Origin of the sequence: Hymenobacter sp. BT730 (assembly GCF_030542105.1) — a bacterium.
GTDB lineage: Bacteria > Bacteroidota > Bacteroidia > Cytophagales > Hymenobacteraceae > Hymenobacter.
In genome coordinates this window covers 1,415,092-1,438,715 of sequence record NZ_JAUOFB010000001.1, presented here as the reverse complement: position 1 = coordinate 1,438,715, position 23,624 = coordinate 1,415,092, and the positions used below count along the sequence as shown (strand labels likewise).

Below are 23,624 nucleotides of genomic sequence, written 5' to 3'. Positions count from 1 at the left end.
GGATGACAGTATGGTTTTTAAATTTTCTTCCTCCCCAAATTCATCCTAGTACATGACCATCGAAGAAGCCCAAAAGACAGTTGACACCTGGATTCAGACCACCGGTGTGCGGTATTTCAATGAGTTGACCAACATGGCTATGCTCACGGAAGAAGTAGGCGAAGTGGCCCGCATCATTGCCCGGCAGTACGGGGAGCAGTCGTTCAAAGAATCGGACAAAGACAAAGTGCTGGCCGATGAGCTGGCGGATGTACTTTTTGTGGTTATCTGTCTGGCCAACCAGACCGGCATCAATCTGACCGAAGCCCTGCAGCGCAACCTGGAAAAGAAAACGCAGCGCGACGCTACCCGACATCAGGAAAACGAAAAGCTGCGCTAAACCAACTAGTTTACCACAATCTGCCCACCGCGGAACAGCGGCACTACCTTGTACTCATCCTGCCGCACGCAGAACTCCATGTCCTTGTGTGACTCCAGACTGTTGAGGCGGCGTACATGGGCGGATTTAAGCAGGTAGGCAGCCACATCGGGCTGAGCGGCCTGCCAGAGGTCCAGCGCCGCCAGGGTGGCATCCGAGCTAGTAGTATCGAAGGAACCGGATAGGCGCTCAGCCAGAGCACCGCCAAAGATGGTGTCTTCCAGGCAGAACTTGCCTTTCCAGCCGGCACACACCACTACTACATTTTTCTGCTGTTGCTGCAGGAAATCAGCTACCGCTCCCAGGTTGAGAAATGCCCCTACCACTACGGCATCGGCCGCACTGGAAAGCTGCAGGGCACGCGTGCCGTTGGTGGTGGTAATAGCCACGCACCGCCCCTGTACCGGCACCACCCCATCCAGATAACCGAAAGGCGAGTTGCCCAGATCCACGCCCTCCGCCTGTTTTCCATCCCGCTCGGCGGCGGTGATATAGCCTTGGGCGGCTAGGGCCTTACATTCGTGCAGTTCGCTTAGCGGCACCAGGTGCGTAACACCGTTGGCCAGTGCCGTGACAATGGATGAGGTGGCGCGCAGAACATCTACTACCACCGCCACCCGGCCCCGCAAATCATACAAAGGCAGCAACTCAGGCGAAAAGCAAATATCGATGGAGGGCATGATGCTTATTTAATCAACTACAAAAAGAACGTCATGCTGAGCTTGCTGAAGCATCTCGCTCGCTTGGTTGTAAGGGTAATAATTACCATCACAGTATCAGCACGCGAGATGCCTCGGCAAGCTCGGCATGACGTTCAAATAATTACTTCAGTTTCAATTACGCCTCTTCCGTGCCGGGCACGAAGGGCAGCTTTACGACCGTAGCCGGCTGGTTTTTGCCGCGAATCTGTACAAAGATTTTGCTACCGGGGGCACTCAGCTCGGTTTTCACATAGCCCAGGCCAATGCCTTTGCTGAGCGAGGGAGACTGGGTGCCCGAAGTTACTTCGCCCACCTTTTCACCGGCTTCGTTCACCAGCTCATAGTGGCTGCGCGGAATGCCGGGACCGTCCATCAGGAAGCCCACCAGCTTGCGCGAGACGCCCTGCTCTTTCTGCTGCTTAAGGGCAGCGGAGTTGGTGAAGTCTTTGGTGAATTTGGTAATCCAGCCCAAGCCGCCTTCCAAGGGAGAGGTCTGGTCGTCGATGTCGTTGCCGTAGAGGCAGTAGCCCATTTCCAGGCGCAGCGTATCGCGCGCACCCAGCCCGATGGGCTTCAGGCCGTAAGGCAGGCCCGCTTCCAGGATTTTGTCCCACACCTGCTTGGCGTGCTCATTGGGAATGTACAGCTCGAAGCCGCCCGCGCCGGTGTAGCCGGTGGCCGAGATGATGACATTGGGTGCACCGGCAAACGTGCCCTGCACGAAGGAGTAGTATGGAATGCTGCTCAGGTCAGTGTCGGTGAGGGACTGCAGGGCGGCAATGGCTTTGGGGCCCTGCACGGCAAACAGGCTCAGCTCGTCCGAGAGGTTTTCCATCTCGGCGCCTTTGGTGTTGTGCTGCTGAATCCAGTTCCAGTCTTTGCTGATATTGGAAGCGTTTACCACCAGCAGGTAGTCTTCTTCGGCCAGCTTATACACCAGCAGGTCGTCTACAATACCGCCTTCGTTGTTGGGCAGGCAGGAATATTGTGCTTTGCCGGGCGTGAGCTTGCTGGCATCGTTGCTGGTCACGCGCTGAATAAGGTCCAGTGCCTGCGGACCGTGCACCCGAAACTCGCCCATGTGCGATACATCAAAAATGCCTACGGCGCGGCGCACCGTGTGGTGCTCCTCAAGATCAGAAGAGTAGCGCACGGGCATATTGTAGCCGGCAAAGGGCACCATTTTCGCGCCCAACTGCTGGTGCACATCATTTAAAGCAACGGTTTTCAGATCTTCGGCCATTCGGGGTAAGAAGAAGGTGGGTGAGGAATCGAGGGAGGTAGCCGGCGGGCCGGCAAAAGCGGGAGCGAAATTAGCCAAAAGTAGTGGGCCGGAATGCTTTTGAGAGAAGGCATTATCTTTGTGGCCCGGTGGCCAGCTACTACGCCTGCCCGCCGGTTGAGCCTGGGTCGCGCTTTTCGACGCTGTGTTAGCCATTGTTCTGGTGGCCTTTTTTCTCCTTCGTTACAGATCAGCCAGCGTATATCTTCCCCTATGAGCAACGAACTGAAACAGGATTTTGAAACGGCTACCGTTAAGCACCTGCTTTTCAAATCGAAGCTGCGCTCTTTCCTGCATGGTTCTGATACGGATGAGGCACCCATTCGGGACCCCGAAGTCTGCTTACTGGGCCAGTGGATCCGCAACCACGGCCTACCGGTGTATGGACAGCTGCGCGAAACCCAGGAGCTGGACCACCAGCATCGGCTGATTCATCAGGTAGCCAACCGCTTAATGGATCTGAAGCTGGCCGGGCGCCCGGAGGAAGCGCTGGCACGTTTTGTCGAAATCGAGCAGCTTTCGGATAAAATTGTAACCCTACTCCAAACCATGCAGCAAAAGCTGCGTAACGGCGCCTAATCTACGCCAGGCTACAGGGGCCTGCTGCGTTGCTTGCCCGTGCATGAAGTTAAACCTCGCCACCAAGCTCTTTGCTGGTTTTCTGGCCATTCTGATTCTGTTTGCAGCCGTAGTGGCCGTTAACTACCAGCTTTCCCGCAAGGTATTGCGCAACCTGGAGCGCGTAGAACAGTCGCAGCGCATTACTTCTGATGCCACCTCCCTGGTGCGCAACATTATAGATATGGAATCCGGCTTTTACGGATTTATGCTGGTAGGCAATGAAACCATTCTGACCCCCTACTACCAGAGTGAACGGAAGCTGATTGACCGGTTTGCGCACATGAAGCAGTTGCTGGACCCGGCCAGCCCGCAATATGCCCGCATTCAGCGCGCTGAGCGGCTATACCACCAGTGGTCCGATTATTCGCACCTGCTGATAAGTGAAAAGCGCGCCGTGTTACGCCGGATTCCTGAGCAAACCGGCCTGACTCGGGTGGAGCACCGGGGACTGATGGAAGACCTCTCGGGCAAGAAAATCACCGACGAAATTCGCACGCTGTTTCGGGGTTTTGAAATGAGTGAGGATGAGGCCCGCATTGAACTGCGCGAAAAGCTGGCCCAAAGCGTGAACCAGACGCGCCTGCTTTCCATCATTATTACCCTGCTGGCCTTTATTCTGGGTCTGCTCTGGGCCACCTATATCACCCGCCTTATTGCCCGGCGCATCTCCTCTATGGTATCCCTGGCCACGCGCATTGCCGGCGGCGACTATACCACCCGCATTATGGATACGGAGCATGATGAAATGAGCGAGCTGGCTTCCTCGCTCAACGTTATGTCTAACACCATTAATACCACCGTGACGCAGCTGGAAGGCCGCAATCTGGAGCTCGACCAGTTTGCCTACGTGGTATCTCATGACCTGAAGGCCCCGCTTCGGGGTATTGAAAGCGCTACCCGCTGGATAGAAGAGGATATGGGGCAGGAACTGCCCACGCATATTCAGGAGTTTTTGCTGCTGATGCGTACCCGGGTGCACCGCATGGAAAACCTTATCAGTGGTATTCTGGAGCTGGCCCGGGTAGGCCGCACGCCTCAGGCCGAGGAACGGGTGAACGTGCGCGAACTGCTGACCGAAACGATGGATATGCTCAGTGCGCCGGAAGGGTTCCAGTTGAAGCTACCAGCCTACCTGCCTACTATTACCACTTCCCGGGTAGAGCTACAGCAGGTATTTGCGAACCTGCTCAGCAACTCCTTTAAGTACCACCACCAACCGGAGCAGGGCACCGTAAGTATTCGCTTCAGCGAAGACCGCCAGTTTTATACGTTTACGGTGAAAGACAACGGCCCGGGCATTGCGCCGGCCTACCATGAGCGGATCTTCGTCATCTTCCAGACCCTGACCGAGCGAGACACGTTGGAGAGTACCGGCGTAGGCTTGGCCATTGTAAAAAAGTTGGTGGAGCGCCAGGGCGGCACCATCCGCGTGGAGTCGGAAGAGGGTAAGGGTGCGGCCTTTACGTTTACCTGGCCCAAGCCGCACACACTGGGGCCTGAACCCGCGCCTAGCTTTGCTTCAGCCATTATTCCTCGCTAGCCGTATAGTCGTCGAAATCTATTTTCCCACCCCGCCCTATTGCGTTTTCTCTCGCTATGTCAACATTTGCCGCTGAGCCCAGTATTCTGCTAGTTGAAGACGACCAAATGGATATCATGAATGTGCAGCGGGAGCTGCGCAAACATGCCGTTGACGTACCATTACATATAGCCCGCAATGGCCGCGAAGCACTGAACCAGCTGCGGGGCGAAAACGGGCAGGAGAAGATTTCGAAACCTAGCGTGGTAATGCTCGACATTAACATGCCCAAGCTGAATGGTCTGGAACTGCTGGATATTCTGCGTTCCGACCCTGAGTTTGTAGGCTTGAACGTGTTTATCATGACCACCTCCGACCTGGAAACCGACCGTCTCAAAGCCCGTGACCTGGCCGTAAGCGGCTACATCATCAAGCCCCTCAACTTTGATAAGTTTGGGGAAGGCGGCTCCACGGTAGATGGCTTTAGTTTGTTTCTGGACCTGCTGCAGCTCAAGGAGAGAAGATAGTTCCAGCAGAGCATTCTTAAAGGTGGGCCACAGTTCATGGCGCAACCAGAGCTAAGCTACAGCAGCCGGAAGCCCATACGGTGGTGCTCAGTAGGCCCGTATTCCCGAATTGCAGCCCGGTGCCGGGGTGTGGGGTAACCAGCGTTTTGCTCCCAACCATATTGCGGATACTGCTTTGCCAGCTGCTGCATTCGCTCGTCGCGGAAGGTTTTGGCCAGTACCGAAGCAGCGGCAATACTTTGAAACGTAGCATCGCCGCCAATATGCAGGCTGTGCTCTATGCCGAAATATGGCCGAAACCGGTTGCCATCCACTAACAGATGCGCGGGTGTAACGGCCAGCAACGCTACAGCGCGGTGCATAGCCAGATAGCTGGCCTGTGCAATATTGATGGCTGCAATTTCCTCCGGAGAGGCTTCGGCTACGGCCCAGGCCACCGCATGCCCACATATTTCAGTGCGGGCCTGCTCCCGGCGCCGGGCGGTCATCTGCTTGGAGTCGTTGAGGTAGGTGCAACTAAAATCAGATGGCAGAATAACGGCGGCCGCAAATACGGGCCCGGCCAGGCAGCCCCGGCCAGCCTCATCCAGCCCCGCTTCGTGGGGGTGCCCTGTGTGCGTCACTAGTAGCATAGCCCGCAAAGGTAACCATGAAAAAGCCTCCCTGTGTAGTCAGAACACAGGGAGGCTTTTTCGTTTGATCGTAAGTGGTTAATGTCGGCCAGCGGTGCTGCCTATCTCGTCAGTGCCCGGTTCGCCCCGGCGGTTGCCTTGCTTATCCCGTGGCCCTTCATCTAAGGCCTCGTCTTCATCGGTACTGATGTATACGTTGGTAGTGGGCCCTAGCCCACCGTTTTGTTCAGACAGCGCAGCTTCTACCTGCGCATGCTTCAGGTTGAAGAGTGGGTCGCCGGCTTCTGGTGCTGCCGGCTTTTTAGACTGATTGGCCATAGATGCAAAAAAAGCGGCCGGAATGTGGACGGCCAGCCATTGTTCTGGTACGGCAACGCAAACCGGGAGGTTAGGCTACTATGCCACCAGGGGGCTGCTCCTGCTAACAACAAATTCACCTAAAAAGCGGCTTTTCACGCTTGGGAGCGGAAAACACACCTACCAGCGGCCATAATTATGTTAACTATGCGGAGCGCTGGTGCTTGCCCTAATCCTGCCGTACCTTTACAACGTTGGCACTATCCCAATCTGTTATGCATTCCTCTTCTTATCCAGCTCCCGACGAAACGCACAACCCCTGGCAAGTGCTGTCCACGGAAATCATGTACCAGAATCCCTGGATTCGGGTGCGCGAAGACCAGGTAATAAATCCGGGAGGAAGCCCAAGTATTTACGGGGTGGTATCCATGAAGAACAAGGCCCTCGGAATTGTCCCCATTGATGCGGAAGGCAATACCTGGCTGGTAGGCCAGTTCCGTTATCCACTGAATGAGTATAGCTGGGAAATTCCCATGGGCGGCGGTCCGGTGGAGGAAGACATTCTTCTATCGGCCCAACGGGAGTTGCAGGAGGAAACCGGCTTTACGGCCGGACGCTGGACGCGCATTGCCCGACTACATACTTCCAACTCCGTGACGGATGAAGAAGGCTTTGTTTATCTGGCGGAAGACCTCACACCCGGCGCAGTAGCTCCTGAGGAAACCGAAGTATTGCACCTATGGAAATTACCGCTGGCCGAAGCCGTACAAATGGTGATGAACGACCGAATTACGGATGCCATCAGTGTAGCGGGCCTGCTTAAGGCAGAACGAGTATTACAAAGTCGGGCGCAGGCGGCCGCAACTATTTCCGGGGGTATTGCAGTTTAGCTACCACCCACCAGTATATGTAAGCACTTTGTTTTCTTAGCATATGCGTAATCTACTGCGTTTTCTCACACACCGGATATATACTACCTGGAGCACCTTCTGGTTTGTACTTCCCTTTGTAGTCACGTATCCGGCGCAGTGGGTGTTGGGTCAGCGCCCGTCCTGGTACCGGTACCTGCATAGCTTTAACCGGGGCTGGTCGATCTTCTCCATGCGTATGTGGGGTATGCCGGTGGAAGTAGTGCGCGAGAATCCGCTACCAGCCTCGCAGCCCTGCGTGTATGTGGCCAACCACAGTTCTTACATTGATATTCCCCTGCTGTTTAAGGCCATTCCCGGATATCTCAATATTATGGGCAAAAGCGCCCTGGCCAAAGTACCGCTGTGGGGCCCTTTGTTTGGGCGCGTGTATATCACTGTAAACCGGGAAAGTGCTGTGAGCCGGGCACGGTCCATTATTCAGGCCCGCAAAAGCCTGGAAGAAGGCCGCTCCGTGGTGATTTTTCCCGAAGGCACTATTTCCAAAAAGCCCGGCCAGGAAATGCTGCCGTTCAAAAACGGCGCCTTTCAGCTGGCAATTGCCGCCGGAGTGCCCATTGTACCGGTTTCAATGCCGCTGAACCACCGCTTCCTGCCCGATCTGGACGGCAAGCTGCGGGTGCGCTATTCCCCACTCCGCATTACGCTGCACACGCCAATTCTTACTACCGGCCTTACTGCGGCCGATGCCCCCGCTCTGGCAGAGCAGGCTTTTCAGGCTATTGCCAGCGGCTTTCTGCCTGAGGCGGCTGGTATCCCGGAGCCTTCTTACCTGCGTTTACCTAAGCCGGCGCCCCCCGTTCCGGCACCCCAACAGGAGCCTATTGGGCCCGATGCAGAGTTAAGTCTGCACAAATCGTAATTTTGCCTCTCCCTAACGCCTTTCTGTTTTGAGCACCGACCTTGCTACCCTCCGCCAAATAGCTCACCTCTCCCGCTTGGAGCTTACGCCCGACAAAGAGCAGCAAATGCTGGGCGACCTGAATAAAATCCTGGACTGGGTAGATCAGCTGCGTCAGCTTGATACTACTTCGGTAGAGCCGCTCATTCATTTGTCGCACGAGATAAACGTGTTGCGGCCAGATCAGGCGGAGAACAGTGTATCTCACGCCGAGGGTCTGCGCAATGCTCCGCGCAAGGATTCCGATTACTTCCGCGTACCAAAAGTACTCGAGTAACTGGTGCCCACGCCTGTTCTCCCTTCGCCGGCAAGGCCTGCCACCTTGTGGCAATGGCCTACCTTCTGGCCTCTGCTTTTGCTGGTAGCCGCCGTGGCCCTATGGGCCCTGTGGCAATATGCTACGGGTGCCGATGCCACCGTGCCGGTTTCTACCATCCCGGCCCTGACCGACGTTCCCATAACGGTGGCCCAGGTACCTATAGGGCTGCATACGCTGCCGGTACGGGCTAATGGCTACCTGCTTACCGAAACCCACACGTCCATTGGCCCTATTATCCGGCCCTGGCTGGCCTTGGCTTGGGTAGCGGGACTGGGCCTTTGCCTGGCATATTGGGTAGCAGTGGTCACTACCCTGGCCCGCCCGGCATTTATCGGTGGAATGGCCCTGGTTATCTTCCTGCTAATGTCGCTCAACGCCGATTTACTGGGCGTTTTCAATAGTCAGGAACAATATTTCCTGATGCTAAGCCTGGCTGTATTAGGCGGTTTAGCATTTGCGCTACATTCCTTTTGGCCAACTGTTTCGCTGGGTAACCGGCTGCTATTGTTTGGGGGTTTGGTAGGTGGGCTGGGTTGCATCCTCTTTCTAAACAGCCCCGTTTCTGCAGAGCAAACTGCCTTGCATTTAGCCAGCTACGGTACGCTAGCCGGTATAGCCGCCTTGGTGCTGCTGGTTCTGTGGGTAGGTTTTGAAAATATCCGGGGCCTGCTCTGGCTAAATACTCAGGCCGAAAACCCCGGTAGCCGGTTTGGCCTGCTCCCTTTTCTGCTTACCAGTGCGCTGTACCTGGGTATTCTGGCCCTCTACTTCTTTTCTGATGGGCAAGTAGAAGTTTTACCCGGCCTACACCTGGAGCCATTTATCTTCCTGCTGACGGCCATTCTGGTAGGGGCCTTAGGCCTGCGCCAACGGGCAGCCAGTTATGGAAGCGTGATAAGCTACTGGCCTGGGGCGGCACTGCTCTACGGCACGTTGGTAGCTTTTGCCCTCGCCTCCCTAGGCTATGCCTTTGGCACCGCCAACGACCCGCTGCTTACGGCAGCCCGCGACTTCACTGTCTTGGCGTTCCTGCTGATGGGCGCGGCGTTTTTGCTGTATGTACTGCTGAATTTTGCGCCGCTTATCCGGCAGCGTCTGCGGGTATACCGGGTAGTGTTTGAGCCTCGCCGCTTTCCGCTGTACGCTGCGCTCATTATTGGCCTGGTAGGCATAGTTGGGGTGCTGTTACGCAATAATCTGTTCCTATATAACCAGGCGCAGGCTGGCTATTACAATCATTTAGGTGACCTTACCCGCTACCAAAGTGAGCAGCAGCCTACTACCGATGCCCTGGCCTTATTAGCTGAGCGCTACTATGCAGAGAGTGACGCTCTGGACCGCTTCAATCACAAAGCCAGCCTGGGCCGTGCAGCTCTTTATCATGCCCGCGGCCAGCGGCAAAATGAGATAAATGCTCTGCGTCGCGCCCTTATTCGCGCAGCATCGGAGAAGGTTTCTTTGCGGCTTTCAGCGTTGTTTGACCAGCCTAAGGATTTTTTTGACCGCCAACGAATTCTACAGGAAGGCCTGCACAGTACCCCAGGTAGTGCCCGTCTTAATAGTGACTTAGCCCAGCTATACACCCGCTCATCCCTGACTGATTCGGTGACCATTTATCAGCAGCGGGCCACCGCACTGGATGGTGGCAATGCGGTGGTGCAAAGCAACCGCCTGGCTTTCCTTATCCAGCAGCATCAATGGCCCGCTGCTGTGGCGCTTACCCGCCAAGCCCCCTCTTCCCCAACCGACGCCTGGCAGAGCAATGCTTTGCTGCTGGCAGCACTGCACCACCCGCGTACGGTCACTTTACCTGGCCCACCTGCTGATACGGTGCTAGCCTTGCCCGCTTTCACCCGGCTTTATCATGAAGGCCTGTTGCGCGCCTCTCGCCGCGACACCACCTTGCTTCCGGCCTTGGCTAACTTGCTGAAATATGCTGGTAACGATGCGTATGTGGAACAGGTAATCTTTCTGCGGGCTCTCACACAGTATTATGGCGGCCATTTAGTAGCCGCGCAGAACACGCTGCTGCCACTTACTGCGGCGCAAAGCCCCAGTGCCGCTTATTATCAACACTTGCTGGGGTTATGGCTACTGGAGCAGGGTGCTGCTTCTACGGCTGCCCGTCATTTTGAGCAGGCTCAGCAGTTGGGCCAGAATAATGCGGCTCTGGCCCGTGCTTATGCATTGGCGCTAGCCAGCCAGCCAGATTCTGCTCGCCGCGCAGCTACCACAGCCGTAGCTCTGGCCGACAATCCTACCGCTGCCCAGGCCCTGCAATTACTCACACTACTTCGGGCAACGTCCGCGGAAGCCGTAGCAACCTCATCAGCTGATTCTGCTAAAGTTACTTATCTGGCATTGCTGGGAAGCCAGCTCACGCCGGCTCAACGCACCCTGCTGTTTCAATCAATTCGTACCGAGAATCTGCGGCAGGCAGGGGCGTTTGCGCAGGCCCTGGCGGCTTTGCGGGCACATCAGCCCACAGAAGTAGCTCCGTTGCTTAAAGCCTACGCCCCTACAATAGGAACTCGTACTGAAGTTGCCTCCCGCTGGAATGCGCTACGTGGCCAGTATGCCCTACTTACTGGCCAGACGGAAGTTTTGCGCCAGCTACTGGCACAAGGGTACTTTGCGACTCCAGAACAAGCCTACCGGCTCTATTTTCGGGCTGCTACGGCTGCCTCTCCTACCCAGGCCAGTCGGCTGTATCAGCAGCTGATGCAGCAAGCACCTTATCTGGAAGAGGCAGCACTGGCTGCCGCTCGCCATTTTACTGAGCAGAAGCAGCCGCAGCAGGTATATAATGTATTATTGCGCGGCCTGGAGTATAATCCAGAGTCTGTTCCGGTTCTAAAATCCTATATTCTGGCTGCATTAGAGGCCGGCTTACCGGATTATACCACAGCGCCATTGGCCAAGCTACGGGCATTGCTTTCACCCGCAGAATATATTACCTTTCATACACAGTATAACCGTCGGCGGGTTGCCCTTGCACCAGCTCCTGCCCCCTGGCACTAGCCCCTTTGCATATGTTGACTCCAGTTATTGAAACGCACGACATATCGAAGGTGTACCAGATGGGCACCGAGCGTATTCATGCCCTTCGCTCCGTCACGATTACCATTCAGCGGGGCGAATATGTGGCATTCATGGGCCCTTCCGGCTCGGGAAAGTCCACCCTTATGAATATTATTGGCTGCCTGGATACTCCTTCCGGCGGGCGGTATATTCTCAATGGGAAAGATGTCAGCCACATGAGTGATAATCAGCTGGCAGAAGTGCGCAACAAGGAAATTGGGTTTGTTTTTCAAACTTTCAACCTGCTACCCCGCGCCTCGGCCCTCGATAATGTGGCCCTTCCGCTGATTTATGCCGGTTACAGCAAATCAGAGCGGCAGGAAAAGGCTATGGATGCTTTGCGCAGTGTGGGCCTGGAAACCCGCGCCAAGCACCGCCCCAATGAGCTATCCGGTGGTCAGCGCCAGCGCGTAGCCATTGCCCGCGCCCTGGTAAATGACCCCAGTATTATTCTGGCCGACGAGCCTACCGGTAACCTCGATAGCAAGACCAGCTACGAAATCATGGAGCTGTTCGAGGCCCTGTACGTAAAGGGTAATACCATTATTATGGTAACTCACGAAGAAGATATTGCGCATTATGCCCACCGGGTAGTACGCCTGCGCGACGGCTTGGTAGAAAGCGACCAGCCGAACTTAAATGTGGCGTCGCATCATCATTTCTCTGCTCAATAATTAGTTTACTGATTTACTGGCAGTAGCATCTTTCTTCACGTATTGCTGCAACCAGAAGAATAGCGTCCTGTTTATAGGGCATCGACCTTCTCTCCCTGCATGAAAATATATACCAAGACCGGCGACCAAGGCCTTACTTCTTTGATCGGCGGTACCCGGGTACCCAAATCCAGTCTTCGGATTGAATGCTACGGCACGGTAGATGAAGTAAACTCGTATATAGGGCTGGTGCGCGACCAGGAAGTGAATGCAGGCCGCCGCGACCTGCTAAAGGAAATTCAGGACCGGCTGTTCACTATTGGCTCCTCACTGGCGGCAGATCCGGAGAAGTCCCGGATGAAAATCCCGGACCTGCGTGCGGAAGATATTACCCTGCTGGAGCAGGAAATGGACCGTATGAACGAAGCGCTGCCTGAATTGCGCGAGTTTATCCTGCCTGGGGGCCATCAGGCCGTGTCATTTGCCCACGTGGCCCGCTGCGTGTGCCGCCGCGCTGAGCGTTTGGTAGTAGCCCTGCGCGAAGATTCCTTTGTGGCCGACTTGGTAGCTATTTACCTCAACCGCCTTTCTGATTACCTGTTTGTGCTTAGCCGCACTATGGCGCATGAACTGCAGGCCGAAGAAGTCACCTGGAAACCCCGCCTCTGACATCTTCCGTTAGATACAGTATTCCCCACCCACCCGTTTTTACCACCACTTGTATGCTTGACACCCTCACCATCCGGACGCAGCGCACTTCTGCCTCGCGTCTGCCGGAACTGGACCTCGACCACCTGGAATTCGGCAAAGTATTTTCCGACCATATGTTTGTGGTTGATTTTAGCAATGGTGAGTGGCAGGAGCCTCAAATTGTTCCTTACGGCGACATGACCGTGAGTCCAGCCAACTCGGCCCTACACTATGGTCAGTCCATTTTTGAAGGCATGAAAGCCTACAAAAACGAGCAGGGGGACATTGCGTTATTTCGCCCCTATGATAATCTGCACAGACTGAATGCTTCGGCGGAGCGCATGTGCATGCCAACCCTGCCGGAGGAGCTGTTTATGCAGGGCCTTACGCAGTTGATTCGTTTGGATGCAGGTTGGGTACCCAATGTAGCTGGCACAGCTCTTTACATCCGTCCGTTCATGTTTGCTACGGATGGCATGTTAGGGGTGCGCCCATCGGATAGCTACCGCTTCATGATTATTACCTGCCCGGTGGCGGCCTTCTATAACAAGCCACTACGGGTACGTTTTGAAGAGAAATACGTGCGCTCGGCCGAGGGCGGTGCTGGCTATGCCAAGAATGCCGGAAACTATGGTGCTGCTATGTATCCCACTAAACTGGCACAGCAGGAGGGCTACAACCAGCTTATCTGGACGGATGCTTCTGAGCACCGCTACGTGGAAGAATCCGGCACCATGAATGCCATGTTTGTGATTGATGGCCGGCTTATTACGCCAGCGCTGAGCAGCTCCATCCTGGATGGTATTACCCGCCGTAGCGTTCTGCAGTTAGCCCATGACTGGGATATGCCCGTTGAAGAGCGCAAAGTATCGGCGCGCGAAGTGCTGGAGGCGCATACGAACGGCACGCTGCAGGAAGCCTTTGGGGTAGGCACAGCCGCTACCATTGCACCTATTAGCGTTATTGGGCAGCATGGGCAGGATTATACGCTTCCGGCTACTACAGCGGCCTCCTTCTCCAAGCGGGTAGCCGCTGAGCTGGATGCTATCCGTACCGGCACTGCCCCGGATACGCACGGCTGGATGGTACAGGTATAATTCCCCTTCGCCAAGAGCTTAAACGCCCGCAGCTGGCTTTTGCCGGTTGCGGGCGTTATGGTTTAGTACATTTGCCAAACACATTACTCATTTTACTCCATGACCAACGACCAGGTGAAGGAATTGAAGGGCCGCGCTGAGGCCCTGAGGAGGTACCTTTGACTACGATGCCCGAAAAGAGCAGGTAGCCGAAATAGAAAAGCTCACCACGGCTCCCAACTTCTGGGATGATTCCAAAAAAGCGGAAGCTACGCTCAAGGACCTCAAATCCATTAAAGTCTGGACTGATGACTTTGAAGCAGTAACCAAAGCCGTGGATGACGTGGAAGTGCTCTATGATTTCCACCGGGAGGGCGACGTTTCGGAGGAAGAAATGCAGCGGGAGTTTGCATTAGCTGAAAAAGCTGTCGAGAACCTGGAGTTCAAGCGCATGCTCTCCGATGAGGAAGACCAGCTCTCTGCCATCATTGAAATTAACCCCGGAGCGGGCGGCACCGAAAGCCAGGACTGGGCCGAAATGCTGATGCGCATGTACATCATGTGGGGCGAAAAGCACGGCTTTACGGTGCGCCAGGTCAGCTACCAGCCTGGCGAAGGAGCCGGCATCAAATCAGCCTCCCTGGAAATTGATGGCGACTTTGCGTACGGCTACCTGAAAAGCGAGATAGGTGTACACCGCCTGGTACGCATGTCGCCTTTTGATAGTAGCGGCCGGCGGCATACCTCGTTTGCTTCGGTATTTGCCTACCCAGTGGTAGACGACACCATCAACATCCAGGTAAACCCTGCCGACATTACGTGGGATACTTACCGGGCCGGTGGAGCTGGTGGCCAGAACGTAAACAAAGTGGAAACTGCTGTACGTCTTACCCACGCCCCCTCCGGTATCATTATAGCGGTGCAGATTGAGCGTAGCCAGCTTATGAATAAGGAGCATGCCATACGTATGCTCAAATCCCGCCTCTATCAAATTGAGATAGACAAGCGGAACGCAGAGCGTGACAAAGTAGAGGCGGGCAAGAAACGGATTGATTTCGGCTCCCAGATCCGCAACTATGTTTTGCACCCCTATAAGCTCATTAAAGACCTGCGCACCGGTATAGAGCGTACCGATGTGCAGGCCGTGCTGGATGGTGACCTGGATGAGTTTATAAAGGGGTTCTTGATGCAGAACTAACCACACTTCTGCCGTTCTATAGCTAGTGCCTGCTTTTGCTTTGCAATAGGCACAAAAAAAGAGGCTGCCAAAATTGGCAGCCTCTTTTCTATTGTATCTGGAATTAGAATTTATCCCAGAAAACAGGAGTAGATGCCTCATCACCACCAATAGCAGCTTTAGCCGCATTGTAGTTTGAGGTGTTCAGGTTCTGCTCCGGAATCGGATACGTGTAACGCTTTGGAATGGCCGTCAGAACAGAGTTAGTGGCAATCGTCAGTTTTGGATAATCCAGACGACGATACTCTTTCCAGGCTTCAACTGGCTGGTTGTACAGCGCAATCCACTTTTGAGTACCAATAGCCTCTTTAGCAGCCTCATTAAAACCAACAGCTGTTGCAGGGTAAGGGTGCAGCAATGCATAAGCATCTGCTTCTTCTTCGCTATTTCCCCATTCAGTGATAGAAGCTACAATACCAGCACTGTAATGCGCAGCGGCAGTACCTTCTACATTCAGACCACGGGCAGCAGCTTCCGCCAACAGGAACTCTGTTTCGGAGTACGACATCAGCGTGCCGGGGAACTGCTGGTCACGCAGCTTGTCGCCGGGCAGTGAGTACACAAAGTTATGTGGGTTACCAGCGATACCGCCTTTGTAGCCACCCACTCCTTTTACTTCATTGAAGTAGTCATCCAGACGGGGGTCAGGCATTGCAGAGCCATTGCTCAAAGCCTTCAGGAAGAAGTCTGTAGCAATGAAGTCCGTACGGCCGCTCTGCACCAGATCCTCCCACAAGGGGTTGGTGTTAGGCGAAGTTTTGTCGAATACCAGGCTGGCGTTTTCATCATTTGATGAAATGAAATGAGCGCCGGCAGTAGTCAACTGGTTAACCATAGCCCTAGCCTGAGCATCATCAGCATCAGCAATGGTCAGAGCCAGACGCAGCTTCAGGGAGTTGGCAAAACGCTGCCACTTATCCAGGTCGCCGTGGTAGATCAAATCACCGGAGGCGAAATCATCACCCAGCTCAGCGTCTTCCTTATTCAGGTTAACAATAGCTGCGTCCAGACGCTTGATCAGGTCATTATAGATGGCCTTATCATCATCGTAAGCAGGACGGGGCTTATTGAAGTCCAGCGCTTCCGAATAGGGAATATCACCGAAGTTATCTACCAGGGTAGACCAGGCCAAAACCTCCTGTACCTCAATGGCACCGGTTTGAGCAGCTTTGCCACCTTCGGAAATTACCGTGCTAGCAGAAATTGTCTTCTTGCTTTCCTGCAGGTCACGCAATACATCCCGGTACAGTGTGTTCCAGAAAGCATTGTTGATCTGGCGCGTTACGAAATCGTAACGGCTTTCATCAGGATAAGTCGTTTCAGCCAACTGCTGTACCCACAAACGGAAGGGGTTCAGGTTTACGCTGGTGCTTACGAAGGCACGAGCGAGGCTACGCTGTGCGCTCGACATGAGCGTAACACCCGGTACCTGAGTAGCCAGCTTGGGGTTTTTATTATAGTTATCATCTAGGCCGTCCACGCACGATGACATGAGCATCAGTGCCGGGAAACCTAACCAGAGAAGTTTTTTCATATGAGGGTACTGATTAGAAACGGAACTTAATGTTAGCACCAACCGTGCGCGTGGTGGGGTAAGCACCACTTGAATAGCCTTGGCCGAAGTTACCGGAGCTCAGCGATTCTTCTGGGTCAGCATCTGGCAGGTTCTTGTGGATGATCCACAGGTTGCGACCAATGATTGACAGATCGATGCCTTTGAAAGCAGCTACTTTCGAAACGATAGAAGAAGGCAGCGAGTAAGTCAGGTTAACCTCTCTCAGTTTCACGAAGCTGGCATCATAAACGAAAGCGCTGGTAGGCTGACGAACATAGCCATAAACACCATAAACCTGGTTGCTTACGCGAATAGTGTTAGGTTGTCCGGAAACATCCTGACCATTGATAACAGTTCCCTGATCGTAAACACCGGCATTGATAATACCACCCGAGTTAGGAGCATAGGTAGAGCCACTTGTGCGGATCAGTGGATCACGCGAAGGGTTACCCAGGTCGTTGTTACCAGCAGTTTCAGGCGTCATACCCGTAGCCAGGCCGTAGTAGCGGTCCAGCGAGAACACCTCACCACCTTTACGAACGTCAATCAGGAACGACAACGACAGGTTTTTGTAGCTAACCGAGTTGTTTACACCACCCGTCCAGTCGGCGGCAGGGTTACCAACTTCCGTGTTAGCACCGGTCTTCTTATAGTATGCGCTGTAGTTACCAGCAGCCGTTTTGGTTACGGTTACTACTTTGTTGCCATTAGCGTCATATACGAAGTCCGTAGCGCGGAACGTGCCGAAAGGACGACCTACCGTAGCGTTAGACGAGATACCACCCTGGTAGCTGGCAATTACAAGGTTGTCTACACCATCAGCCAAAGAAACTACCGTGTTTTTGTTGCGGGTCCAGTTGGCGTTGATGGTCCAGTTGAAGTTGTCGTTACGAACTGGAGTTACAAAAGCAGTCATTTCGATGCCTTTGTTTTCTACGTTACCTGCGTTTACGAAGCGCGAACCGTAGCCGGTTGCCGACGAAATCGTGATTGGAATGATCTGGTCAACGGTGTTCGTCTTATAGACGGTAGCGTCGAAGCCAAAACGGTTCTGCAGGAACTGCATTTCCACACCAGCTTCGTAGCTCTTCGTACGCTCAGGCTTCAGATCAGGGTTGCTCTTGGTCAGAGGAACCGAGAACAGCGCGGTAGAGCCGAAAGCGGTAGGCTTGTCGTAGTTATCCGTGGTAGAGTAAGGCGAAGCATCAGAACCTACTTCAGCGTAGTTAACACGGAACTTACCATAAGACAGCCAAGGCGAGTCTTTCATCAGCTCCGAGAACACAAAGCTGGTAGCTACCGATGGGTAGTAGTATACGTTCTTGCCTTCTGGCAGCGTGCTCGACTGGTCACGACGAGCCGTCAGGTCCAGGAAAGCCAGGTCTTTGTAGCCAAAAGTTGTGCTGGCGAAAATGCCGTCAACTGCTCTTCTGGTATCAGACTCCGTAGGAGGGTTGATTGGGTCAACGCTGTTCGACAGGCTGTACAGGTGGGGTACCACCAGACCGTTGTTAGTAGACGCGAAGATTGTGTTTTGACGCTCACGGCGCATGTTAGCACCTACCAGACCCGTAAAGTTGAAGTCCTCAGTGATGTGCTTCGAGAAGTTACCAATCAGGTCGTAGTTGGCTTCGCGAGCGGTACGGTTGTAGCGGTTGTAGCCCGAGGGGTCAACAGCGCCAACAGCGCTACGCTCTTCCTGCAGCTCGTCGTAGGTATCCAGCGTTACGCGGCCCATCAGGTTAAACCAGTCAGCGAACTTGTAGGTAGCCGAAACGTTACCGAACGTGCGGGTACGGTTATCGGTTTCGAAGTTCTCGTAGCGCGTGAAGTAAGGGTTGTCCCAGTAGATAGGAGTTGGATCATCAGCACCGTATTGGTTCCAGGTAACGTTCTGGCCGTTACGGAAGTAGGCCTCACGCTGAGCTTTCAGGTCAACGTTGGTCTGCCACCACTGACGCATGTTGGTCATGATGTTCTTCGAGTCGTAACCCGTGCCATAGCGGCCTTTGCCGTCAACGCGCGAGAAGTTTACCGAAGCACTGGTCGTCAGTTTAGGCGACACGTTCAGCGAGCCAGCGAAGTTCAGGATGTTCTTGCTGATTTTGCTGTTCTCGAGGATACCACGGTCATCCGTACGGGTATAACCCAGTTTGAAGGTTCCTACATCGTTACCACCATCGATGGTGATGTTGTTGTTCAGGGTAGTAGCCTTCTGGAAGAAGCTGCCAGCACCATTTTTAGCAGCTACCCATGGGGTGGCTTTGTGGAAGTTGGGGCCAGCTGGGTCGAAAGCATCCCACTGATAAACCAGCAGGTTTGGATCGAATTTACCACCAAACGAGGCATCTTCCGTCAGAGGAGCAATCAGGTCGTCTTCACCATCACCGTCAACGTCAGCCAGCTCAAAGTAGCCGCTTTCGTCAGAGTAGTAGTTGCCGTATCCGGCGCCGTACTGCTGCTGGTGCTTAATGAAGGTGCTCTTGTCGTATTTACCAACAGTGGCACCGGTGTTGATGGTGACACCCAGACCTTTGCGGCCTTTTTTGGTGGTAATCAGGATTACGCCGTTAGAAGCGCGCGAACCGTACAGAGCAGTAGCAGCAGCTCCTTTCAGTACGCTCATCGAAGCAATATCATCGGGGTTGATGTCAGCGGCAGCGTTACCGAAGTCATAACCGCCACGACCCGTCTGCTGGTTAGAGCCGTTGGTGTTGGCGTTGCTGATCGGCACACCATCCACTACGAACAGAGCCTGGTTGTTACCACCAATAGACTTGGTACCACGGATAACTACGTTGGTAGAGCTACCCAGACCGTTACCCTGACGAACGTTCAGACCGGCAACTTTGCCCGACAGACCGTTGATGAAGTTAGGGTTACGAGCTTGGGTAATAGCATCACCTTCAACCTGCGTAGCCGCGTAAGGCAGCGAGTTGCGGGAACGTTCTACACCCAGAGCAGTTACTACAACCTCACCCAATTGCTTGGTGTCAGGTGCCAGGCTGATATCGATAGTAGAAGCGCTACCAATGGGGCGCTCAATAGAGATATAGCCAATCGAAGAGAACGTCAAAACAGTAGCTGAAGCAGGTACTGACAGCGAATAAGTACCATCAGCATTGGTTGAAGCTCCGGCGGTGGTTCCCTTAGCCAGAACGGTCACTCCCGGCAGTCCCTCACCGCTCTTGCGGTCAGTTACTCGTCCGGAAATGGCCCGATCCTGTGCGAAGGCCTGCTGCAACAGGCTTACCATCAACAGGATGGACATGAATAAGATTTTTTTCATGTGCTTTTGATTTGGTGAGTGAAAAAGGTGAAAGGTGAGTAAAAGGTGAAAAGTGTGAGGGTAGTAGGGTTACAGTTGGCAAGTATAAAAGTAAATAAGGCATAATCCAACTACTATAAGTTGGATTACATGCGAAAAAAGCTGCCTAACAACTCGAAAACACCACTCTGCTCCATATGCTGTCTTAAGTACAGCTAATACAACCTCCTCTGATCAATTCCTTAGAAATATACCACTATTTTAAATAAGAGAGATTTTGTCTCCCTAAAAATCTATTTGTGGCCCTGGCTCCTCACTATAAAACAGGACTTGGAAATAGTGGGCTATTAGCTAAACCAAGCCCAGACCCTTATTCAGCAGGGGTTTCTGTACAGGTAGGCCGCCCTACCCCCATTTCTTATTCAATAGCTACTTCCCAGCAAATCCTTGGCTGCACTGCTGATTAGGCACCAGTCTGGATGAGCGCAGAAGCACCATCAGGTATGATACAGTCTGATCTAAAACCGTTGTCCCTAGTACGTCTTGTGCTGACTGGGCCAATATCTGTTTTAGCGACACAAATGAAATCAGCCCTATTGTATTGATTAACAGATTAAGTAGCAGGACACGTGTGGAATTTGCCTCAGGGTGGCATCAGAAAATGGCGCAATAAGAAATCATATTATTATAAGATTTAATTGTCCTTTTCACTTAATCAAATGCAGCCATGATGGAGAAACGACTACTCCTGTGCTTCCTGGCATTGACTATGTTAGTCCAGGTGGGATTATCGCAGGACCGAACAATTTCGGGCAGAGTTATCGACCGGCAGAATAACCAGGGACTGCCAGGGGTTACCGTATTGGCCAAGGGCACTACTGCCGGAGCCTCTACGAATGCTGACGGCACTTATTCACTAACGGTACCCGCCTCGGCTACTACCCTGCAGTTTAGCTTTGTGGGCTACCGCAGCATTGAGCGCAGCATCGGAAACAACACTTCTATAGATGTAGCGCTGGAAGTAGATACAAAGCAGCTCAACGAAGTAGTAGTAACTGCTTTAGGCATTGAGCGTGAGAAAAAGGCGCTAGGCTACGCTACGCAGGATGTACGGGGCGACGCGCTGGTGCAGTCCGGAGAAAAAAACATTGTGGAAGGCCTGGCAGGCAAGGTAGCCGGGGTGCAGGTTATTGGCAGCGCGGGCACGCCCGGCGCCTCTTCCAAAATTCTGATTCGCGGCAATAACTCCTTCACCGGGGAAAACCAACCCTTATTTGTTATTGATGGTATTCCGCTGGACAACTCCTATTCAGTAACAGAGGGTCAAGACTACCCTTTCAATGCCAATCTGAACGGCGTAGGCTATTCTAACCGGGCTATTGATATCAACCCCAATGATATTGAAACCATGACGGTGCTGAAGGGCCCGGCAGCAGCGGCACTTTATGGGGTACGGGCGGGTAACGGCGCAGTGGTTATCACCACTAAGCGGGGCCGGGCCGGGCAAAAGCCTAGTGTTTCTTTCCGCACGGAGCAGGAGTTCAGCCAGGTAAACCGCACCCTTGATCAGCAGATGAAATATGCGCAGGGCGTAGGTGGGGGAAATCAGCGGGATGCGGCAGGCAATATTGTTACTCCCTCTTATGTTACCTGGACTGCCGGGGAAGACGGCATATTTGAAACCGAAGATGATGATATCGGCACTAGCCAGACTTGGGGGCCTACAAATGAATCGTTGGGCATTACCCCTACGGATAACGTAGACAAGTTTTTCCGGACTGGTTTTTCTACTACGAATGATATAGCCGTATCAGCAGGAAACGAACGAGGTGCCGTACGCTTTTCCCTAGGCCAGTTGCATAATGAGGGGATTGTTCCGGAAACCAAATTTGACCGTTACACGCTGCGACTAAGTGCCGATACCAAGCTAAGCGAGAAAGTAGATGCCGCCGGCACTATTAACTATGCCAACACCGGGGGCACCAGGGCACAGCAGGGCAGCAACGTTTCCGGCGTCATGCTGGGTCTGATGCGGGCCCCCAGCAGTTTTGATCTGTCGGCGGGCTTTGAAAACCCCGATGGTACCCCGCGCAACTACTTTCAGGGCTATGACAATCCTTACTGGACGGTTAATAACAACCCTACCAAGGATGATAATAGCCGGGTACTCGGCAACCTCACCCTTACCTATAAGCCTTTCCCCTGGCTCCGGATTACAGAGCGCGGTGGTGCGGACATTTTCACTGACCGCAGAAAAACCGTGTTTGCCGTGTATTCCAACGACCCGCCTGAACCCACTGGCGAAATTCGGGAAAACACCCAATACCACCGGGAGCTGTATAATGACCTAATTGCCAACGCCACGCATGATTTTTCAGAAAAGCTGTTCGGTAGCCTGACCGTGGGTGGCAACCTGGATGAGCGTTTTGACCAAAGCCTGTTTGCGCGTGGCCGTAATCTGGCAGTGCCTAAGTTTTATAACCTGAACAATGCTTCAGATCGGTATGCGGATGAGCAACGCACCACTATTCGTACGGGTGCTTTGTATTATGACGCCAACTTCTCTTTTAATGAAACCTTCTTCTTAGGCACTACCGGCCGGTATGAAACGGCTTCTACGTTCGGCCCGGATTTTAAGGGCTTCTTCAACCCGTCGGTAAACGCTGCGGTAGTGCTCAGTGAGCTAGGTGGGTTAAAGGATATGGCGTTTCTGAACTTCCTTAAAATCCGGGGCGCCTATGCCCGTGGCGGCAACATTCCGCCTGCCTACGGCACGCGCACCTATTTTCTGGCACCCTTCTTTACGGATGGCTTTACCAACGGCTTATCCTTCCCCTACCTCGGGCAAAATGGCTCCGGCCTGGGCTCTACTTTAGGAAACAGCAAACTGAAGCCGGAATTGGTTATTTCCCGGGAAGTAGGCGCAGAAATACGGCTGCACGATGAGCGCATCCTGCTCGACTTAACCTACTACCACAACAACTCGAAAGACCTGATTGTGGCCCGCCCGGTTTCCAGCGGCTCCGGGTTCCTGGCTTCTTTAGAGAACGTAGGCGAAATTCAGAATAAGGGCATTGAAGCCGTGGTAACGCTGGTGCCTTTCAGAAGCGAAAATGGCTTCAATTGGAACATGCTGTTCAACTTTACCCGCAACCGCAGCAAAGTGCTGGCACTGGCCGAGGGAATTGAACAGCTACAGATTGAGCAGGCTTTTGATATCAGTGCCTATGCTATTGTGGGGCAGCCTTACGGCGTATTATATGGCACACGCTGGGAGCGGAATGAAAACGGCGACCTGCTGATTCAGCCCAACGGCTTGCCCCGGCTGGCTGCTACCACCGGCAATGTGGGTAACCCCTACCCTGACTATACCCTGGGTATTCGGAATAACTTCTCTTACAAAAAGCTGAGTCTGTCGGCGCTGCTGGATATCCGCAAAGGAGGCGCTATCTGGAACGGCACTACTGCCCGCCTCAACCGGTTGGGCATTTCCAAGATAACCGAAGACCGGGAACGGGACTATGTAGTACCAGGAGTTAAGACCGATGGCTCGCCGAACGATATTGCCATTCCTGCCTTTACTTATTTCCAACGTTACCTGGGCGACAATGGAGGCGCACAGGAAACGCAGGTGCAGGAGGGCAGCTGGGTGCGTTTGCGGGAAGTTACGCTGTCTTACAACTTCGGTCAGCCCAAGTTCCTCTCCTTTGTGCGCGGGCTGGAATTGTATGCGGCAGCTACCAACCTATGGCTGAAAACCGATTATGAGGGTATTGACCCGGAAACCAGCCTCACAGGTTCAGGCTCCAACATTACTGGTTTCGATTACTTCAACATGCCGAATACCCGCAACTATCGTTTTGGCCTCAAGGCCGATTTCTAGGCTGGCGGGCATTCTGAGCTTAACTATAGCGTATA

19 protein-coding genes are annotated in these 23,624 nt (G+C 53.6%); 13 read left to right on the top strand and 6 right to left on the bottom strand.

What is annotated here, in order from left to right; genetic code table 11:
* The first annotated feature begins 52 nt into the window (after positions 1-52).
* Positions 53-379 (top strand): nucleotide pyrophosphohydrolase, encoded by a 327-nt coding sequence (locus Q4G72_RS06240; RefSeq protein ID WP_303310542.1) that lies wholly within the window; start codon positions 53-55, stop codon positions 377-379.
* A gap of 5 nt (positions 380-384) precedes the next feature.
* Here Q4G72_RS06240 and Q4G72_RS06235 read toward each other — a convergent pair whose 3' ends face one another.
* Both Q4G72_RS06235 and gcvT read right to left on the bottom strand, forming a co-directional pair.
* The gene (locus Q4G72_RS06235) at positions 385-1,098 is read right to left on the bottom strand and encodes a 2-phosphosulfolactate phosphatase (RefSeq protein ID WP_303310541.1); all 714 of its coding nucleotides are present in this window, start codon (positions 1,096-1,098) and stop codon (positions 385-387) included.
* 157 nt (positions 1,099-1,255) lie between these two features.
* Positions 1,256-2,362 carry a glycine cleavage system aminomethyltransferase GcvT gene (gene gcvT, locus Q4G72_RS06230; protein WP_303310689.1) on the bottom strand — a complete coding sequence of 369 codons (1,107 nt, stop codon included), beginning with the start codon at positions 2,360-2,362 and terminating at the stop codon, positions 1,256-1,258.
* A 252-nt stretch (positions 2,363-2,614) separates the two neighbouring features.
* Here gcvT and Q4G72_RS06225 point away from each other — a divergent pair, with 252 nt between their 5' ends.
* The 3 genes from Q4G72_RS06225 to Q4G72_RS06215 are packed head-to-tail and all read left to right on the top strand — an operon-like array spanning position 2,615 to position 5,068.
* Positions 2,615-2,980, top strand: coding sequence for a CZB domain-containing protein (locus Q4G72_RS06225; protein WP_303310540.1), 366 nt, complete (start codon positions 2,615-2,617; stop codon positions 2,978-2,980).
* 43 nt (positions 2,981-3,023) lie between these two features.
* The gene (locus Q4G72_RS06220) at positions 3,024-4,562 is read left to right on the top strand and encodes a sensor histidine kinase (RefSeq protein WP_303310539.1); all 1,539 of its coding nucleotides are present in this window, start codon (positions 3,024-3,026) and stop codon (positions 4,560-4,562) included.
* Between the two features lie 56 nt (positions 4,563-4,618).
* Entirely contained in the window at positions 4,619-5,068 is a 450-nt protein-coding gene (locus Q4G72_RS06215; RefSeq protein WP_303310538.1) for a response regulator, read from the top strand.
* 56 nt (positions 5,069-5,124) lie between these two features.
* On the opposite strand, the gene rnhB is transcribed toward Q4G72_RS06215, so the two are convergent.
* Both rnhB and Q4G72_RS06205 read right to left on the bottom strand, forming a co-directional pair.
* Entirely contained in the window at positions 5,125-5,700 is a 576-nt protein-coding gene (gene rnhB, locus Q4G72_RS06210) for a ribonuclease HII (RefSeq protein ID WP_303310537.1), read from the bottom strand.
* Between the two features lie 78 nt (positions 5,701-5,778).
* Positions 5,779-6,018 (bottom strand): hypothetical protein, encoded by a 240-nt coding sequence (locus Q4G72_RS06205; protein WP_303310536.1) that lies wholly within the window; start codon positions 6,016-6,018, stop codon positions 5,779-5,781.
* 254 nt (positions 6,019-6,272) lie between these two features.
* Between Q4G72_RS06205 and Q4G72_RS06200 the strand changes: the two genes are divergently transcribed.
* From Q4G72_RS06200 to prfB, 8 genes are all read left to right on the top strand, one after another.
* Positions 6,273-6,887 carry an NUDIX domain-containing protein gene (locus tag Q4G72_RS06200; protein ID WP_303310535.1) on the top strand — a complete coding sequence of 205 codons (615 nt, stop codon included), beginning with the start codon at positions 6,273-6,275 and terminating at the stop codon, positions 6,885-6,887.
* A 43-nt stretch (positions 6,888-6,930) separates the two neighbouring features.
* Entirely contained in the window at positions 6,931-7,788 is an 858-nt protein-coding gene (locus Q4G72_RS06195; RefSeq protein WP_303310534.1) for a lysophospholipid acyltransferase family protein, read from the top strand.
* Between the two features lie 28 nt (positions 7,789-7,816).
* Entirely contained in the window at positions 7,817-8,104 is a 288-nt protein-coding gene (gatC, locus tag Q4G72_RS06190) for an Asp-tRNA(Asn)/Glu-tRNA(Gln) amidotransferase subunit GatC (RefSeq protein WP_303310533.1), read from the top strand.
* A 78-nt stretch (positions 8,105-8,182) separates the two neighbouring features.
* On the top strand, positions 8,183-11,167 hold the full coding sequence (locus tag Q4G72_RS06185) for a tetratricopeptide repeat protein (RefSeq protein ID WP_303310532.1): 2,985 nt from the start codon (positions 8,183-8,185) through the stop codon (positions 11,165-11,167).
* Positions 11,168-11,178: 11 nt separating this feature from the next.
* A complete protein-coding gene (locus Q4G72_RS06180; protein WP_303310531.1) occupies positions 11,179-11,901 on the top strand; it encodes an ABC transporter ATP-binding protein in 723 nt (240 codons plus the stop codon).
* 99 nt (positions 11,902-12,000) lie between these two features.
* Positions 12,001-12,549, top strand: a complete 549-nt coding sequence (locus tag Q4G72_RS06175) for a cob(I)yrinic acid a,c-diamide adenosyltransferase (protein ID WP_303310530.1) — start codon at positions 12,001-12,003, stop codon at positions 12,547-12,549.
* A gap of 53 nt (positions 12,550-12,602) precedes the next feature.
* A complete protein-coding gene (locus Q4G72_RS06170; RefSeq protein WP_303310529.1) occupies positions 12,603-13,667 on the top strand; it encodes a branched-chain amino acid aminotransferase in 1,065 nt (354 codons plus the stop codon).
* Positions 13,668-13,766: 99 nt separating this feature from the next.
* Positions 13,767-14,844 (top strand): peptide chain release factor 2 gene (gene prfB, locus Q4G72_RS06165; protein ID WP_303310528.1). Its coding sequence is split into 2 segments (ribosomal slippage): positions 13,767-13,826 and positions 13,828-14,844, totalling 1,077 coding nucleotides; the frame shifts between segments, so codons are not numbered across the junction.
* Positions 14,845-14,947: 103 nt separating this feature from the next.
* Here prfB and Q4G72_RS06160 read toward each other — a convergent pair.
* Both Q4G72_RS06160 and Q4G72_RS06155 read right to left on the bottom strand, forming a co-directional pair.
* Positions 14,948-16,417 carry a SusD/RagB family nutrient-binding outer membrane lipoprotein gene (locus tag Q4G72_RS06160; protein ID WP_303310527.1) on the bottom strand — a complete coding sequence of 490 codons (1,470 nt, stop codon included), beginning with the start codon at positions 16,415-16,417 and terminating at the stop codon, positions 14,948-14,950.
* A gap of 13 nt (positions 16,418-16,430) precedes the next feature.
* Complete coding sequence (locus Q4G72_RS06155; protein ID WP_303310526.1) at positions 16,431-19,727, bottom strand: SusC/RagA family TonB-linked outer membrane protein; 3,297 nt, start codon at positions 19,725-19,727, stop codon at positions 16,431-16,433.
* Positions 19,728-20,433: 706 nt separating this feature from the next.
* Here Q4G72_RS06155 and Q4G72_RS06150 point away from each other — a divergent pair.
* Entirely contained in the window at positions 20,434-23,589 is a 3,156-nt protein-coding gene (locus tag Q4G72_RS06150) for a SusC/RagA family TonB-linked outer membrane protein (protein WP_303310525.1), read from the top strand.
* Positions 23,590-23,624: the final 35 nt, after the last annotated feature.